13 protein-coding genes are annotated in these 15,285 nt (G+C 46.1%); 12 read left to right on the top strand and 1 reads right to left on the bottom strand.

The window, feature by feature from the left end; all coding sequences use genetic code 11:
* Nucleotides 1–11: 11 nt before the first annotated feature.
* The 12 genes from Q0X97_RS03310 to Q0X97_RS03255 all read left to right on the top strand — a co-directional run bounded on the left by Q0X97_RS03310 (nt 12) and on the right by Q0X97_RS03255 (nt 14,168).
* Nucleotides 12–746, top strand: a complete 735-nt coding sequence (locus Q0X97_RS03310) for a UDP-2,3-diacylglucosamine diphosphatase (RefSeq protein ID WP_302066165.1) — start codon at nt 12–14, stop codon at nt 744–746.
* A gap of 3 nt (nt 747–749) precedes the next feature.
* Nucleotides 750–1,874 (top strand): hypothetical protein, encoded by a 1,125-nt coding sequence (locus tag Q0X97_RS03305; RefSeq protein ID WP_302066120.1) that lies wholly within the window; start codon nt 750–752, stop codon nt 1,872–1,874.
* A 102-nt stretch (nt 1,875–1,976) separates the two neighbouring features.
* Nucleotides 1,977–4,823, top strand: coding sequence for an aminomethyl-transferring glycine dehydrogenase (gene gcvP, locus Q0X97_RS03300; RefSeq protein WP_302066122.1), 2,847 nt, complete (start codon nt 1,977–1,979; stop codon nt 4,821–4,823).
* 196 nt (nt 4,824–5,019) lie between these two features.
* On the top strand, nt 5,020–5,214 hold the full coding sequence (locus tag Q0X97_RS03295; protein ID WP_302066123.1) for a DUF2892 domain-containing protein: 195 nt from the start codon (nt 5,020–5,022) through the stop codon (nt 5,212–5,214).
* A gap of 87 nt (nt 5,215–5,301) precedes the next feature.
* Nucleotides 5,302–5,739, top strand: coding sequence for a rhodanese-like domain-containing protein (locus tag Q0X97_RS03290; RefSeq protein ID WP_302066125.1), 438 nt, complete (start codon nt 5,302–5,304; stop codon nt 5,737–5,739).
* 250 nt (nt 5,740–5,989) lie between these two features.
* The gene (locus Q0X97_RS03285; protein ID WP_302066167.1) at nt 5,990–6,286 is read left to right on the top strand and encodes a helix-turn-helix transcriptional regulator; all 297 of its coding nucleotides are present in this window, start codon (nt 5,990–5,992) and stop codon (nt 6,284–6,286) included.
* Nucleotides 6,287–6,948: 662 nt separating this feature from the next.
* The gene (gene atoD / locus Q0X97_RS03280; protein ID WP_302066127.1) at nt 6,949–7,602 is read left to right on the top strand and encodes an acetate CoA-transferase subunit alpha; all 654 of its coding nucleotides are present in this window, start codon (nt 6,949–6,951) and stop codon (nt 7,600–7,602) included.
* A gap of 11 nt (nt 7,603–7,613) precedes the next feature.
* Entirely contained in the window at nt 7,614–8,285 is a 672-nt protein-coding gene (locus Q0X97_RS03275) for a 3-oxoacid CoA-transferase subunit B (RefSeq protein ID WP_302066129.1), read from the top strand.
* Nucleotides 8,282–9,625 (top strand): TIGR00366 family protein, encoded by a 1,344-nt coding sequence (locus tag Q0X97_RS03270; protein ID WP_302066130.1) that lies wholly within the window; start codon nt 8,282–8,284, stop codon nt 9,623–9,625. Before Q0X97_RS03275 ends, Q0X97_RS03270 begins: the two co-directional genes overlap by 4 nt.
* A 20-nt stretch (nt 9,626–9,645) precedes the next feature.
* Nucleotides 9,646–10,827, top strand: coding sequence for an acetyl-CoA C-acetyltransferase (locus Q0X97_RS03265; protein ID WP_302066131.1), 1,182 nt, complete (start codon nt 9,646–9,648; stop codon nt 10,825–10,827).
* Nucleotides 10,828–10,913: 86 nt separating this feature from the next.
* Nucleotides 10,914–12,761 (top strand): two-component system sensor histidine kinase AtoS, encoded by a 1,848-nt coding sequence (gene atoS, locus Q0X97_RS03260; RefSeq protein WP_302066132.1) that lies wholly within the window; start codon nt 10,914–10,916, stop codon nt 12,759–12,761.
* A 24-nt stretch (nt 12,762–12,785) separates the two neighbouring features.
* Nucleotides 12,786–14,168: a sigma 54-interacting transcriptional regulator gene (locus Q0X97_RS03255; RefSeq protein ID WP_302066134.1), complete on the top strand. Its 1,383-nt coding sequence runs from the start codon at nt 12,786–12,788 to the stop codon at nt 14,166–14,168.
* A 171-nt stretch (nt 14,169–14,339) separates the two neighbouring features.
* Here Q0X97_RS03255 and Q0X97_RS03250 read toward each other — a convergent pair whose 3' ends face one another.
* Nucleotides 14,340–14,927 (bottom strand): hypothetical protein, encoded by a 588-nt coding sequence (locus Q0X97_RS03250; RefSeq protein ID WP_302066136.1) that lies wholly within the window; start codon nt 14,925–14,927, stop codon nt 14,340–14,342.
* Between the last annotated feature and the right edge of the window lie 358 nt (nt 14,928–15,285).

The following is a 15,285-nucleotide window of genomic DNA, read 5'->3' as shown; positions in this document are numbered from 1 at the left end:
AATAAAACATGATGCCCAAAACCGTATTTATCGCTGATTTGCATTTGTCCGACGACACGCCGGAATTGAACCGTTTGTTTTTCCAAGCGCTGGAAAACTGGCGGGGCAACGCAGATGCGCTTTACATACTGGGCGACTTGTTTGAAGTATGGCTGGGCGATGACGTATTAAGCGACACCGCCGTTCAGACGGCCTCGGCTTTAAAAGACTTCGGCCGAACCGCGCCGGTATATTTTATTTGCGGCAACCGCGATTTTCTGCTCGGAAAACGTTATGCCGCCCAAGCGGGCATGACGCTGCTGCCTGAAAACCAAACCGTCGAACTTTACGGCAAAAGCTATCTGATTACCCACGGCGACGAAATGTGTACCGACGATATTTCCTACCAACGCTTCCGCCGCATCATACGCCGGCCGTGGCTGCAAAAACTGCTGCTTGCCCTGCCGCAAAGCCGCCGCCGAAAAATCGCTGCCAAAATCCGTGCCGCCAGCAAACGGAGGAAACGGCAAGTGGGGCAAACGCCGATTTCCGACGTTACCGAACGCGGCGTTCAGACGGCCTTAAGCCGTTATCCGCAGGCCGAAGCCATCATCCACGGCCATACGCACCGGCCGGATGTGCATGAGCATACTTTCAACGGCAGAACGGTGAAGCGTTATGTGCTGCCGGATTGGTATGGGGCGCAGGGCGGGTATTTGGAAGTGTCGCCAGAGGGAGCGGCCATCAAACCTTTGGAGGCCGTCTGAAAAATGGATAAATCAACAGACAGCTTAAACATTCCCGCTCGGCAAATTCCCGAATATGTTTTTCGGGAAAACAGCCGTCAAATGCTCGAGCGTTTGAGTGCGGAGCTGGCAATCGGCAAAACATTGCTTTGGTTTTCCATGTATCCGCCCATGTTGAGCGCGGCGGTTTTGCGCGGCGTCAATCTGTTTTTTGTAGTTTGCTGGATACTTGACGCTTTGTTTTGGTTCGACGTGTTGGCGTTGCCAAGAGATACGGTTTGGCCGTTTTTGGATAGGATATTGTTTGCCAGTGTGTTCTGGTTTTTTTATGTCGGTTTGAGTATAAATCCGAAGCGTTGCATTTGTTTGGACGTGCAGGAAAAAACTGCTGCTTATTACACCAAAGGCCGTTTGGATGAATCATGGCAGCTGGACGGACAATACGGTTTATGGTGCGACATGGGGGCAGTTCATCTGACCCATGCGCAGCAGGGCGAAAAAGGCGAATTGTTTGTTTGCGACGGTTTTATATCGCAAAAAAAGATGGTTTCGCTGGTAAAAAACTTATGCAGCCGTTTGGGTTTGCGTTTGGTCTATGTGCAGCCCGTTCCGACTAAAAGCAATCATGCTGTCGGAATGATGGTGTTGGGACTGGCGGTTGCCGTATGTGCTCTGACGGTTTACGGTTTTCAGTATGCTATGAACAGACAAACGCTGCGGTATGGCCTGAATATTAAGGAAATCAGCCAATCAGATGCACGGCTCCGTAGCGTGTTTCAATGTAATAAAAGCGGCTGCGCACACTTTTTGCGCTGGTATTTGCCGGAAGGCGGTACCGTACCGGTTTCCTGTAACGGTCTTGAAGATACGCTGTGCAGCGAAAGCATGAGAAATGTCGAATTAACGCAAGTGGATTTGACTTTGGTACGTTTTCAGCGGCGTGAATACCGTGTCGTCCGCGCTCAATATGTATTACCTTTGGGAGGCGGAAAATTGTATGTGGACAACAGGCAGAATGTGTTGCAGGAAGCGGCGGTTTTTGAACAAACGTTGCGGAAGCATATGCAACCGGCGCTTTGGGTTGCAGCCGGCGGCATGTTGCTTGCATTATTTAGTTGGGTATATGGCCGTCTGAAAAAGAAAAAATAACAAACAGATATCGGTTCGCTAAAGAATCAGGCCGTCTGAAATAATCGGAAATTATTCAGACGGCCTCCAATCAAACTTTAATTCATCCACAAAGGAAAAATCATGGATTTCAAAGATTTGTTTAACCAAAACGAATTTGCATCACGCCACATCAGTTTCAAAGACGAAGCGGCGCTATTGAAAGCACTCGGCGAAAGCAGCATGGCCGGTTTTATCGACAATACCGTGCCGCAAAGCATCCGTATGCCGTCTGAACTCAATCTGCCCGAGGCCTTGAGCGAGGCCGATGCGTTGGCGAAGCTCAAAGGTGTGGCGGCGAAAAACAAGGTAAACAAAAGCTATATCGGCTTGGGTTATTACCCGACCCGCCTGCCGAATGTGATTTTGCGCAACGTGCTGGAAAACCCGGGCTGGTACACGGCTTATACGCCTTATCAGTCGGAAGTGGCGCAAGGCCGTTTGCAGGCTTTGTTGAACTTCCAGCAAATGTGTATCGACCTCACCGGCTTTGAAGTAGCGGGCGCGTCGTTGTTGGACGAGGCGACGGCGGCGGCCGAGGCGATGGCGATGGCCAAGCGCGTGAGTAAGTCTAAATCGAATCAATTTTTTGTGGACGAGCGCGTTTATCCGCAAACGCTCGACGTGATGAAAACCCGTGCCAAATATTTTGGCTTTGAGCTGGTGGTAGGCGATTTTCAGACGGCCTCCGAAGGCGATTTCTTCGGCGCGCTGTTCCAATATGTCGGCAAAGACGGCGATGTGCGCGATTTGGAAGCCGTGGTAGGCCGTCTGAAAGAAAAAGGCGTGATTGTGGCGGTGGCGGCCGACGTGATGAGCTTGGTGCTGCTGAAATCGCCTGCTTCTTTGGGCGCGGACATTGCTTTGGGCAACACCCAGCGTTTCGGCGTGCCGATGGGCTTCGGCGGCCCGCATGCGGCTTACTTTGCGTTTAAAGACGAATTCAAACGCTCGTCGCCCGGCCGTATTATCGGCGTGTCGAAAGACGCTTCGGGCAAACCCGCGCTGCGCATGGCTTTATCGACCCGCGAGCAGCACATCCGCCGCGAAAAGGCGACTTCCAACATCTGTACCGCGCAGGCTCTGCTGGCCAATTTGGCGGGCATGTACGCGGTTTACCACGGCCCCGAAGGTGTGAAACGCATTGCCAACCGCATTCACGCGCTGGCGGCTGCGTTTGCCGACGCGGTGGTTTCAGACGGCCTCAAAGTGGTGCATGAAGTGTTCTTCGACACCGTGGCCGTAGATTGCGGCGCCAAAGCCAAAGAGATTTATCAGGCCGCCTTAAACGCGGGCTACAACCTGCGCCAAGTGAACGAAAACGTGTTGGCCGTGGCATTCCACGAAGAAACGTCCGCCGACGATTTTGCCAAGCTGGTGGAGCTCTTCACCGGCAAAACACAATGCCTGTCTGAAAAAGCCTCGAGCAAACTTTCAGACGGCCTCTTGAGAAAAGATGCCATCTTGCAGCACCCCGTGTTCAACAGCTACCACACCGAACACGAAATGCTGCGCTACCTGAAAAAGCTGGAAGAGCGCGACTTGGCAATGAACCGCAGCATGATTTCGCTCGGCAGCTGCACCATGAAGCTGAACGCCACCAGCGAAATGCTGCCAATTACATGGCCCGAGTTCAGCAGCATCCACCCCTTCGCCCCGCGCGACCAAGTGGCGGGCTACATGCAGATGCTCACCGATTTGCAAGACCAGCTCAAAGCCATCACCGGATTTGACGCGATTTCCATCCAGCCGAACTCAGGCGCGCAAGGCGAATACACCGGCTTGCTGTCTATCCGCCGCTATCACGAAGCCAACGGCCAGCCTAACCGCGACGTGTGCCTGATTCCCCAATCCGCACACGGCACCAACCCCGCCACCGCGCAAATGCTCGGCATGAAAGTGGTGATTGTGAAAACCGACGAAAAAGGCAACGTCGATATCGAAGACTTGAAAGCCAAAGCCGCCGAGCATCAACAAAACTTGGGCGCGCTGATGATTACCTATCCGTCCACCCATGGCGTGTACGAAGAAGGCATTCGCGACATCTGCACAATCATCCACGACCACGGCGGCCAAGTGTATATGGACGGCGCGAACATGAACGCCCAAATCGGCATCATGCAGCCCGCCGAAGTGGGCGCGGACGTGCTGCACATGAACCTGCACAAAACCTTCTGCATCCCGCACGGCGGCGGCGGCCCAGGCATGGGTCCCATCGGTTTGAAAGCCCATCTCGCCCCGTTCGCACCTAGCCACACCGTATCGCCCGTGGAAGGCACAACCGACGGCATGAGCGCCGTATCCGCCGCGCCTTACGGCTCCGCCAGCATCCTGCCGATTACTTGGATGTACATCACCATGATGGGCAAAACCGGCATGGAGCAGGCCACCCAATGGGCATTGCTGAACGCCAACTATGTCGCCAAAGAACTGAGCGCGGATTACCCGATTCTCTACACCGGCAAAAACGGCCGCGTCGCGCACGAATGTATCGTTGATTTGCGTCCGCTCAAAGCCGAAAGCGGCATCACCGAAACCGACATCGCCAAACGCCTGATGGACTACGGCTTCCACGCCCCCACCGTGTCGTTCCCCGTGGCCGGTACGCTGATGATCGAGCCGACAGAAAGCGAAAGCAAAGCCGAACTCGACCGCTTCATCGCCGCGCTGAAGTCCATCAAACAGGAAGTGCTGAACGTACAAAACGGCGTATGGCCGAAAGACGACAACCCGCTCGTAAACGCCCCGCACACCGCCGCCAACGTAACCGACGGCGAATGGACACACCCCTACACCCGCGAAGAAGCCGTGTTCCCGCTGCCTTATGTGCGCGAAAACAAATTCTGGCCGAGCGTGAACAGGGTGGATGATGTGTACGGCGACCGAAATTTGGTATGCTCTTGCCCGCCGATGAGCGCGTATGAAGAGTAAACTGAAAATCGGCGAATAAGCCGATGAATCAGTGTCAAACAGCCGAAGCGTGTTTGAAGCGCGCTTCGGCTGTTGTTTTTCAAAAGGCCGTCCGAAAATCACTTTGACACATTGCAAAACCTTATATATTATTTTACATATATGGAATTTTTTCTATATGAAAATCATTCTTAAATTAAAAAGCAAGGAGGGCGTTATGAAACGCAACGTGGGCGGAATCGATAAAGTATTGCGTATTGTAGCGGGAGCGGCTTTGATGATAATGGCCGCTACCGGAGTGATCGGCTGGTGGGGTTGGCTGGGCGTAATCCCGCTTGCAACCGGATTGATGTCTTATTGTGTTGTGTATTCTTTGCTGGGCATTAACACTTGCCCGCTCAATAAAAAATAAAGGAAAACGTACCGCTTGAAGCGTTTAATCCGCACCGGCCAAAACCGGTTTTGTGCGGCAAGATTGCGGTATTAGAAAGAAAGATTTATGGCTATTTCTACCATTACGGCAGCCGATGCCGCGAACAAAGTTACCCGAGGGGCGTTATTGATTGATATCCGCCGGCCGGACGAATATCGCCGCGAACATATTGAAGGCGCAGTATTGCAGCCTTTAGCCCAATTGCAAATGCAAGGCTTGCCGAAAGCAGCGACGCAGGCGGATTGTCTGATTTCCCACTGCAAATCGGGCATGCGTACCAAAGGGGCTGTCGATTTATTGGCACAGACGACAAACGGCAAAGAGACCTTATATTCTGGAAAAAGGTTTGGACGGCTGGAAAGCCGCCGGTCAGCCGACGCAAATCAATACTTCGCAACCGATAGAGCTGATGCGGCAAGTTCAGATTGTTGTCAGTTTGTTGGTGGCCGGTATAACCGGATTTTGCGGTATGGCCAGATTGCTGGCCTTTACGCTGTGGAATAGAGGAGTTTGTTAATCTGCTAATTTAGAAAGATTTTATTTCTTTCTTTTAAAGCAGAGTGATTAAAGGGTTGTCGATATCGGAGGCATACTGATTTACCGGTGAGGTGTATCAGTTTGTAAACTCCGAGTCGGCAACCTTTAAATCGTTGTACAATCGATTCGCAGATGGGATAAAGCTGTATCTCCCATTTGCCGAAGTGCTTGCGTAGTGCAGCACATATTTTTGAAATCGAAGTGAAGAGAATGAATGATGGAAGATTTATTTTCCAAATGTAATGAAGCTGTTGCCTTCTTAAAATTGCTTGCTAATACCAACCGTTTGACGGTGCTTTGCACTTTGTTGGATCAGCGCCGGAATGTTACCGAGCTGGCAGAAATGACCGGCTTGCCCCAAGCTGCAACATCAAGCCAATTGGCTTTGTTACGTGAAGCCGGATTGGTCAATTGCGAAGTACGCCATCGGGAACGCTTGTATTACATTGCCGATGGACGGGTTAGCGAAACCATTCAGTTGCTACATACGTTTTTCTGTGCGGATGACGTATAGCATAATAATAAAGCGGGCTGTTGATGATAGAAATAAGCAGAGAAGCTTTGAATTAAAATGCAATCTTTGTGCAAAGCAACCAACCTGTGTGTAGCAGCCCAGCTTCTTTTCATATCTGGTTATATAAGGGAATTTCTTCATTTTAAAATCATAATTTCTTGGAAAACAAAACATCCCAATGGCGTAAAATTATTTTATGCCTATCTTAAAAGTATCTGTCAAAAAGCGAATCGAATATAGATTCCATTCCAATCCAATAAATTCAGTATGTAATGCCGAAACTCAGCCTTATAAAGATTGCAATCATTCCGTAAGGAAGATGGTAACTTTGTGTTTCGTCGTATCGCCGCAGCTTGTTATCGAAATATTGTTATCGGTACAAGTGGAAAGTAAGTCTTAAAAGGCTTTCTGTCTTAATTCATGCAAATTTTTTCTTTTTTGAAGTAAAAAGGGCGAAAAAAATTGCATACCAAGTGCAAAAAATTGCATGGCCGCTAACAAATAAAATGTTGAAGTCATTTTTTATTTGAAAAATAAACATATAAGTATTAATAAGTTGTATCGATATATTGCATAAATTCTATCTTGGCATATGGATTGCTAAACATTTAGTAACAGCACTTGCTGTGCAATTGTTTAATTAAATGTTTTGGAGGTCTGTTATGGCAACAAAGAGAATCAAAATATCCGAAATACAAAATCACTTATCTGATGGTATGTCGATTATGTTCGGCGGATTTATAGGTATTGGTACTCCGGCCAAATTGGTTCAAGCGATTTTGGACTCAGGCGTTAAAGACTTGACATTAATCGGTAACGATACGGCTTTGGTTGATACCGGCGTGGGCCCGTTGGTTGTAAATAACCGTGTGAAAAAAGTCATTGCATCTCACATCGGTACCAATCCTGAAACAGGTAAGAAGATGATTGCAGGGGAAATGGAAGTGGAATTGGTTCCGCAAGGAACTTTGGCTGAACGCATTCGTACGGGGGGAGCCGGTTTGGGTGGTTTCTTAACGCCAACCGGTATTGGCACTGTTGTTGAGGAAGGAAAGCAAAAGATTGAAGTAGACGGAATCGATTATCTATTGGAACTTCCGCTCAAAGCAGATTTGGCAATCGTGCAAGCAAAAAAAGCTGATGAGGAGGGTAATCTTGTTTATGAATTGGCCGCACAAAACTTTAACCCGTTAATTGCATTGGCTGCGAAAACAGTAATCGTTGAAGCAGAAGAGGTTGTAGGTGTTGGCGAAATTTCACCGGATGAAGTGGTTACTCCCGCTGCACTTGTTGATTACATTGTTTACCCGGAATAAGGAGCTTGATTATGAACGCTAAAGAATTGATTGCCCGCAGAATTTCAATGGAATTGAAAAACGGTGATGTAGTGAACTTAGGCATTGGGCTACCCACGCAAGTTGTGAATTATTTGCCGGATGATGTGGAAATTACTTTGCAGTCTGAAAATGGTTTCTTAGGCTTGGCTGCTTTTGATCCGGAAAAAGCAAATCCGAACATGGTAAATGCCGGCGGCCAGCCTTGCAGTATTAAGAAAGGCGGTTGCACTTTTGACAGCGCATTTTCTTTTGCTCTGATCCGCGGCGGGCATGTGGATGCTTGCGTATTGGGCGGATTGGAAGTGGATCAGGAAGGTAATTTAGCTAACTGGATGGTGCCCGGTAAGATGGTACCCGGCATGGGCGGAGCCATGGACTTGGTTACCGGTGCCCGCAAAGTAATTATCGGCATGGAACACTGTTCTAAATCCGGTAGCTCAAAAATCCTCAAACAATGCACCCTGCCGCTTACCGCAAGAAAAAAAGTGCACATTATTGTTACTGAGTTGGCGGTATTCAAATTCATCGATGGCCAGTTGGTTCTTACCGAGCATGCACCAGGCGTAGACCTCGAAACCATTAAAGCAAATACCGAAGCCGATTTTGTTGTTTGCGACGACTTTAAAGAAATGTGCATTAGTCGGAAAGGACTGGAATCATGATCAGCAAAGTCTCCCGTGTGATGACGACACTGGTCAGCAAATATTTGCCTGACCCGCTGATCTTTGCCGTCCTTCTCTCCTTTGTCACTTTTCTGTGTGCTTGGGGATTAACCGACAGTACCCCTGTTGATCTTGTCAATATGTGGGGTGACGGGTTCTGGAACCTACTCGGTTTCGGTATGCAAATGGCACTGATTGTGGTAACGGGTAATGCCCTTGCCACGTCTCCGCTGGTTAAGTCGTTTTTGGGGCGTACGGCTTCAATAGCACAAACACCGGCACAAGGTGTCATGCTCGTTACCTTCATGGGGGCGATTGCCAGCATCATCAATTGGGGGTTTGGCCTAGTAGTAGGCGCGATGTTTGCCAAAGAAGTAGCAAGACGTATCAAGGGTACCGATTATGCTCTTCTGATTGCCTGTGCCTATATAGGTTTCATGACTTGGGGAGGTGGCTTTTCCGGTTCCATGCCGTTGCTGGCCGCCACTCCCGGCAATCCGGTTGCCCATCTCATGATCACGGAAAGTAATCCGCAAGGCATTATTCCGGCTTCTTCCACGCTCTTTTCCGGTTACAACATCTTCATCATCGGTTTGTTAGTTCTGTGTTTACCTTTCATTACTCGCATGATGATGCCTAAAGAAGGTGAAGCAAGAAGTATAGATCCCGCATTGCTGGCTCCCGATCCGGTGTTTACCAAACAACTCGGCCCTGATGCCACTTTAGCCGAACGTATGGAAGAAAGTCGCCTGCTTGCTTATGCCATCGGCGCATTGGGATATGGTTACTTGGGGATGTATTTCTACAAGAATGGCTTCAATCTGACCATTAACAACGTCAACCTTATTTTTCTGATTACAGGAATATTGTTGCACGGCACTCCGATGGCTTATATGCGTGCCGTTGTTAATGCGACAAGAAGCACTTCGGGCATTCTCATCCAATTCCCTTTTTATGCCGGTATTCAACTGATGATGGAGCATTCCGGTCTCGGTGGGTTGATCACTGAATTTTTCATCAATATTGCCACTAAAGATACTTTCCCTGTGCTCACTTTCTTCAGTTCTGCTTTGATTAACTTTGCTGTCCCTTCAGGTGGTGGCCACTGGGTTATCCAAGGTCCGTTCGTTATCCCTGCCGCTCAAGCGCTTGGTGCCGATCTTGGCAAATCAACTATGGCTATTGCATATGGTGAGCAGTGGATGAACATGGCGCAACCTTTCTGGGCATTGCCCGCCCTTGGTATCGCCGGTTTGGGTGTGCGTGATGTGATGGGTTATTGCATGACAGCATTGATCTTTACTGCCCCGATCTTTGTGATTGGTTTATATTTCTTGTGACCTATATAAGGATTTGAAAAATGGAAAATATTGTTATTGTAAGCGCAGCCAGAACCCCGCTGGGAAGTTTTAACGGAGCATTTGCAGGTGTTGGCGCGGTAGATCTTGGTGCGGTAGTAATTGAAGATGTTTTGAAAAGAGCCGGGGTGGATAAAACCGCCATTGATGAAGTTATCATGGGAAATCTCTTGCAAGCCGGAATTGGTCAGAATCCTGCACGCCAAGCTGCTTTAAAAGCAGGGATTGAAGAGCATATTTCTTCCTTTACCATCAACAAAGCCTGTGGTTCAGGTATGAAAAGTGTAGTGTTGGCTGCTCAAGCGATTGCCAATGGTGATGCTGAAATTATTGTAGCCGGCGGTATGGAAAATATGAGCCAAGCTCCTTTCTTGTTGGATAGCCATATCCGTTCAGGATGCCGTATGGGTAATCAACAGCTTCGAGACTCTTTAATTGAAGATGGGTTGACTTGTGCGATAAACCACTACCATATGGGGATAACAGCGGAAAATATCGCAGAAAGATACGGTATCAGTCGTCAAGAGCAAGACGAATTTGCTTTGCGCTCACAAAAACTGGCGGCAAAAGCATTGCAGAGCGGGGCTTTTGAAAAAGAAATCACTCCCGTAGTAGTGAAAACTCGAAAAGGTGAATTCATTGTTTCAAAAGATGAATATCCGAAGCTGGATTGTACGGCGGAAGGGTTGGCTAAACTCAAACCCGCGTTCAAAAAAGACGGTACGGTAACGGCTGGAAATGCTTCCGGCATTAACGATGGTGCCGCTGCATTGTTGGTTATGAAAGAAAGTAAAGCCAAAGCATTGGGATTAAAACCATTAGCCCGAATTCGTAGTTATGCTAGTGCGGGGGTTGATCCTTCCGTTATGGGTTTAGGTCCGGTACCGGCTACTAGAAAAGCATTGGAAAAAGCCCGATTAACTTTACAGGATATTGATTTAATTGAGGCCAATGAAGCGTTTGCTGCTCAATTCCTCGGAGTAGGACGTGAGTTGAACTTTGATTTAGACAAGGCTAATGTGAATGGCGGTGCCATTGCTTTAGGCCACCCTGTAGGTGCTAGCGGTGCCCGTATTTTAGTGACTTTGTTGTATGGTATGATTGAACGCGATGTTAATCTTGGTTTGGCTACCCTCTGTATCGGGGGCGGTCAGGGTATTGCCATGATTATTGAGCGTATTTAATTAATTTTTCGTCATAACAATGGCTTATACCTGATTTAAATCAGGTATAAGCCTGTTTTATAGAAACATGGAGATTTGCACCTGCAATGACTTTCAAATCCTATTTAAGGGGAATAATGCTTCGTCTTGGAGAGAAGCTATATCCGGAAAAATTACGCATCAGAATTATGTTTCTCAGCGTATTCCTGACTTGTATTTCAATTTTTTCTATCGCTTATTTGGTCGAAAGGGAAGGTATTGCTCTTTTGTTACAAGAAAAAGAGCAAAAATTATTTACCATCGCGCATGTGTTGGATTTAGAGTTGGGGGAAACTTTCGATCAGGTTAACTCAAAGTTACCACGGGATGAGCAAATCAAACAATTAAATAATAAACTTTCCCCTTATTTGGAAAGAATTTTACAAAATAATCCTAAAATAGCTGCCGGTTACTACCATCGCGGGCTTGATGCGGTAGTTGTGTATGGGCCGCATATTAAATATGGCGATAAGGTCGGAATCACAATTTCAAATGACCATCCGGGGAGAATGGTCATGTCTTCCGGTAAGCCGCTTGTGTGGCAAGGTCCGCAAGTACGCGGCAATATTATGAACGCGATGGTGCCGATTATCCGTAGCGGAAAAATACAAGGATATATTTGGACTAACGAATTGGCAGAAGATATCAGTCTTCAAGCGATGGGTTTAGACAAACGTATAGTATTGGTATGTTCGCTCGGATTAATTTCCAGTATTGTTCTGACATGGGTTCTTTCCCGTCGGATGAATACTGATATAGATATCATTAGGCAGGGATTAAAGAAACTTCCTTTGGACTTGCGTACTCCTTTACCAAATATTAAGGGTGAAATGAATGCTATTGTCGAAGGAATAAACCAGCTTGCGTTGGCACTTAATGAAAGTAAATCAACAAATGAAATGATCTTGGATAGCATCATTGATGGTGTTGTTACAGTAGATAACAATGGTTTGGTTACCATGCTGAATCCGGCAGCCGAAAAGATTTTTAGGTATAAACGTAGTGATGTCATTGGTAAACCGTATCATTCAATCATTGATGATGAAAATTATCAAAGCCCACTTTTAGATACATTGCATAATGGTACTAATCATTTAGGCATTGAAATGGATTTTCCGGTTTCAGGCAGAGTTGTTCATCTCAGCTTAAGTACCAGTCATTTGAAAAACCATAATGGGAAAATCATCGGCGCAGTGCTGGTGTTTAAGGATTTGTCCGAGCAGCAAGAAATGCAACGGATTATTCAGCAAACTGAAAGATTGGTCGCAATTGGAGAATTAATGGCCGGAGTTGCACATGAAATCCGTAATCCATTAACTGCTATCCGGGGATTTGTGCAGTATTTACAGAAAAACGATATATCTGAAAAGCATCGTAAAGAATATATTGATATTATTTTGAAGGAGGTAGATTCGATTAACGAAGTTATCCGTCAGTTATTGGATTTATCAAAACCGCATAAGAATTATTTTTCTCCTGCTTCTCTTAATCAGGTAATTAAAGATACATTGATTTTGGTGAATACATCCAAATATTCTCCGACCATTCATTTTGAATTAATATTGGATGATTCGTTGCCGCCAGTTTATTTAGATGCGGCTATGATTAAACAAATGTTGTTAAATTTAATTATTAATGCGATTCAGGCTATTTCGGGCGAGGGAACTATAACAATTAAAACATACCTTTCAGAAGACAGTCATTGCCAATATATTGAGATTATTGATACAGGATGTGGTATTAACGAGGATCTCAAAGACCATTTGTTTACACCTTTTTTTACTACAAAGCCTTCAGGTACCGGATTGGGTTTGGCGATGGTAGAAAAGATTGTTACTTCACACCGAGGGACAATCCAGATTAAAAATAATATCAATGGAGGAACCGTAGCCACGGTTAGTCTTCCTTCCATTTGAAGATAAAAATTTTGAAAATAGTATATGAAGATATTGATAGCTGATGACGAAGAGAACGTCAGAAAATTGCTTTCCATCGTATTGGAAGAGAGTGGTCATCAAATAGAATCGGCAAAAAGCGGCAAAGAGGCCGTTGATAAGTTTAATGAAACTATTGATTTGGTTTTATTGGATATCCGAATGCCGGAAATGGATGGCTTACAGGTATTGCAGCATCTAAAAAATGCAAGACCGGATGTTCCTGTCATTTTGATGACGGCCTACGCCGGAGTAGATACGGCTGTTACTGCGCTTAAATCCGGTGCATTCGATTACATTATCAAGCCGTTTGATTTGGATGAAATACAAGCGCTGGTCGCAAAGGCTCTGCAATATAAACAGTCATCCCAAGAAGAAAGTTTCATTATTGATAAATTGGAACTTTACGACGAAGAAGGAAATCCTCAGAGAATTTTAACCAGCAGTCCGGTAATGATGGAATTGTGCCGACAGATTGCTAAAGTTTCCCAAACCAATGCAACTGTTTTAATTACGGGTGAAAGTGGAACCGGTAAGGAGTTGGTAGCAAAAGCAATTTACCATTACAGTGAGCGGGCTGCAGGGCCTTTCATTAAAATCAACTGTGGTGCATTGCCGGAAAGTCTGCTTGAAAGTACTTTGTTCGGTCATGAAAAGGGTGCATTTACGGGAGCACAAAGCCGTCAGCAAGGATTGTTTGAAAGGGCTCACAACGGGACATTGTTTTTGGATGAAGTAGGTGAAATGTCTACCAATCTGCAGGTAAAGTTGTTGCGTGTTTTGCAAGAAAGAGAGTTTGAGCCGATTGGCAGCAGTAAAACCATTAAAACGGATTTTCGCCTTATTGCCGCTACAAATCGTAATTTGGCGGAGCTTGTCGAAGAGAATAAATTCCGTTTGGATTTATTTTATCGCTTAAATGTTATGCCGCTGGTGTTACCGCCGTTGCGCGAGAGACCTGAAGATATCACATTATTGGCTCGGCATTTTGTGCAGAAGTTTTGTGTCGAGCATCAACATAATTTTTTAGAATTGGATGAAAGCACAATAAAAGTTTTAAAATCCTATACTTGGCCCGGTAATGTTCGCGAGCTTTCCAACACAATCGAACATGCAGTAATCATGTCGACAGGGCTGTCTATTTATCCGGATGATTTGCCCCCCGTTGTATTGGGAGAAAGTAAACGCCTTTTGGCAGAACCGGATACTACGGATGAAGAAGGGGTAAATCAAAAAACATTACGGGAGTCGATGAAAAATTATGAATGCAGTATGGTTCGCGAGGCGTTGAAAAAGCATAATGGTAATCGGGAACGTACGGCTAAAGCTTTAGGTATCAGTAAACGGGCTTTGATGTATAAAATCCAAGAATATCAAATTGGATTGTGAAGAGTGTTTAATCGGATATGTTGTAGGAACAACTTGTATTTGTTGAAATAAAAAATTGAAAACAGAAAAGCCGACATATGAAAATATGTCGGCTTTTCAATAAAAAAACATAATATAAAAAGACCGAAGCGGTTTCGCATGGCTGTTTATCCGCTTCAATTTTTAATTTTTTTAAAGAGTCTTGGTTGATGCTCCCCAAATGGCGTTCGCCTGTTCATTAATACTCTGTAAATCCATCCAACCCATCTGAGTGAACAACAGTATCAATAAAGATCCGAAAAACATCAAAGCAACCAGATAGACAATATAGCCCAGTAATACTTTCCAGGCGGATTGTTGTCCCATTTTCATGAAACCGATGGCCTGCACCCAAAAAGTCCATACTTGCCAAAAAATACCGATTGAGCCGAGAGCAGGTACATAAAACACGAGCAGCGCAGGAATAACCAGTGCTTCCGTTGCCAACACAAACCCCAAAAATGGCAGTTTGGGTGAGCCATAATAGTGGAGCACTCCGCTCATCGCGCGACTGAGAAGCAGCCATTTAAAAATACTCAGTAATACGGAAAATATGATTGCCGCCGTGCTTTTGCCGAACAGTTGCGACATTCCGGCAGCATTAACCAAGCCGATAAGCAGCAATACGGCCGATAATACAGGCAGAGTGTAGAGATATTCGGTAGGAGATCTATAGCGCAAACGTAATATGTCCCACATATCACGCAATAATTGATACAGCATGTTTTTGAAAATCATCATTAAAAGAAGCTGCATTGTAACGTAAAACAAAGTATTCCAACGAATAAGTTTCAGACGGCATACGGCATGTCGGACAAGGGTGGATTAATCTGTCAATAAATCCGAAATAGCCCGAAACCGTGGCGGCAATACCGTTTACGATATATTTCTGCGTTTTGCGGGAACGTTGATAAGAAACAGGCCGTCTGAAAATATTTCAGACGGCCTGAGACCTTTGCAAAATAGCCCCTTTACCCAACAGCCGAAAACCAAACACAGGGTTTCGGCTGTTTTCCGTTCTAAATATCCTTTTATTCCCCTCAGATACCCGATAATCGGGTATCTGAACTGTCTTTCAGACGGCAACAGGCGCACGTAG

Source organism: Neisseria sp. MVDL19-042950, assembly GCF_030504625.1.
Taxonomy (GTDB): domain Bacteria; phylum Pseudomonadota; class Gammaproteobacteria; order Burkholderiales; family Neisseriaceae; genus Neisseria.
This window is presented reverse-complemented; position numbering and strand designations above follow the sequence as displayed.

What these genes read in the sequence shown, in the direction of transcription:
- Q0X97_RS03310 (WP_302066165.1), top strand. Translation starts at nt 12, where the DNA reads ATGCCCAAAACCGTATTTATCGCTGATTTGCATTTGTCCGACGACACG.
- Q0X97_RS03305 (WP_302066120.1), top strand. Translation starts at nt 750, where the DNA reads ATGGATAAATCAACAGACAGCTTAAACATTCCCGCTCGGCAAATTCCC.
- gcvP (WP_302066122.1), top strand. Translation starts at nt 1,977, where the DNA reads ATGGATTTCAAAGATTTGTTTAACCAAAACGAATTTGCATCACGCCAC.
- Q0X97_RS03295 (WP_302066123.1), top strand. Translation starts at nt 5,020, where the DNA reads ATGAAACGCAACGTGGGCGGAATCGATAAAGTATTGCGTATTGTAGCG.
- Q0X97_RS03290 (WP_302066125.1), top strand. Translation starts at nt 5,302, where the DNA reads ATGGCTATTTCTACCATTACGGCAGCCGATGCCGCGAACAAAGTTACC.
- Q0X97_RS03285 (WP_302066167.1), top strand. Translation starts at nt 5,990, where the DNA reads ATGGAAGATTTATTTTCCAAATGTAATGAAGCTGTTGCCTTCTTAAAA.
- atoD (WP_302066127.1), top strand. Translation starts at nt 6,949, where the DNA reads ATGGCAACAAAGAGAATCAAAATATCCGAAATACAAAATCACTTATCT.
- Q0X97_RS03275 (WP_302066129.1), top strand. Translation starts at nt 7,614, where the DNA reads ATGAACGCTAAAGAATTGATTGCCCGCAGAATTTCAATGGAATTGAAA.
- Q0X97_RS03270 (WP_302066130.1), top strand. Translation starts at nt 8,282, where the DNA reads ATGATCAGCAAAGTCTCCCGTGTGATGACGACACTGGTCAGCAAATAT.
- Q0X97_RS03265 (WP_302066131.1), top strand. Translation starts at nt 9,646, where the DNA reads ATGGAAAATATTGTTATTGTAAGCGCAGCCAGAACCCCGCTGGGAAGT.
- atoS (WP_302066132.1), top strand. Translation starts at nt 10,914, where the DNA reads ATGACTTTCAAATCCTATTTAAGGGGAATAATGCTTCGTCTTGGAGAG.
- Q0X97_RS03255 (WP_302066134.1), top strand. Translation starts at nt 12,786, where the DNA reads ATGAAGATATTGATAGCTGATGACGAAGAGAACGTCAGAAAATTGCTT.
- Q0X97_RS03250 (WP_302066136.1), bottom strand. Translation starts at nt 14,927, where the DNA reads ATGATGATTTTCAAAAACATGCTGTATCAATTATTGCGTGATATGTGG.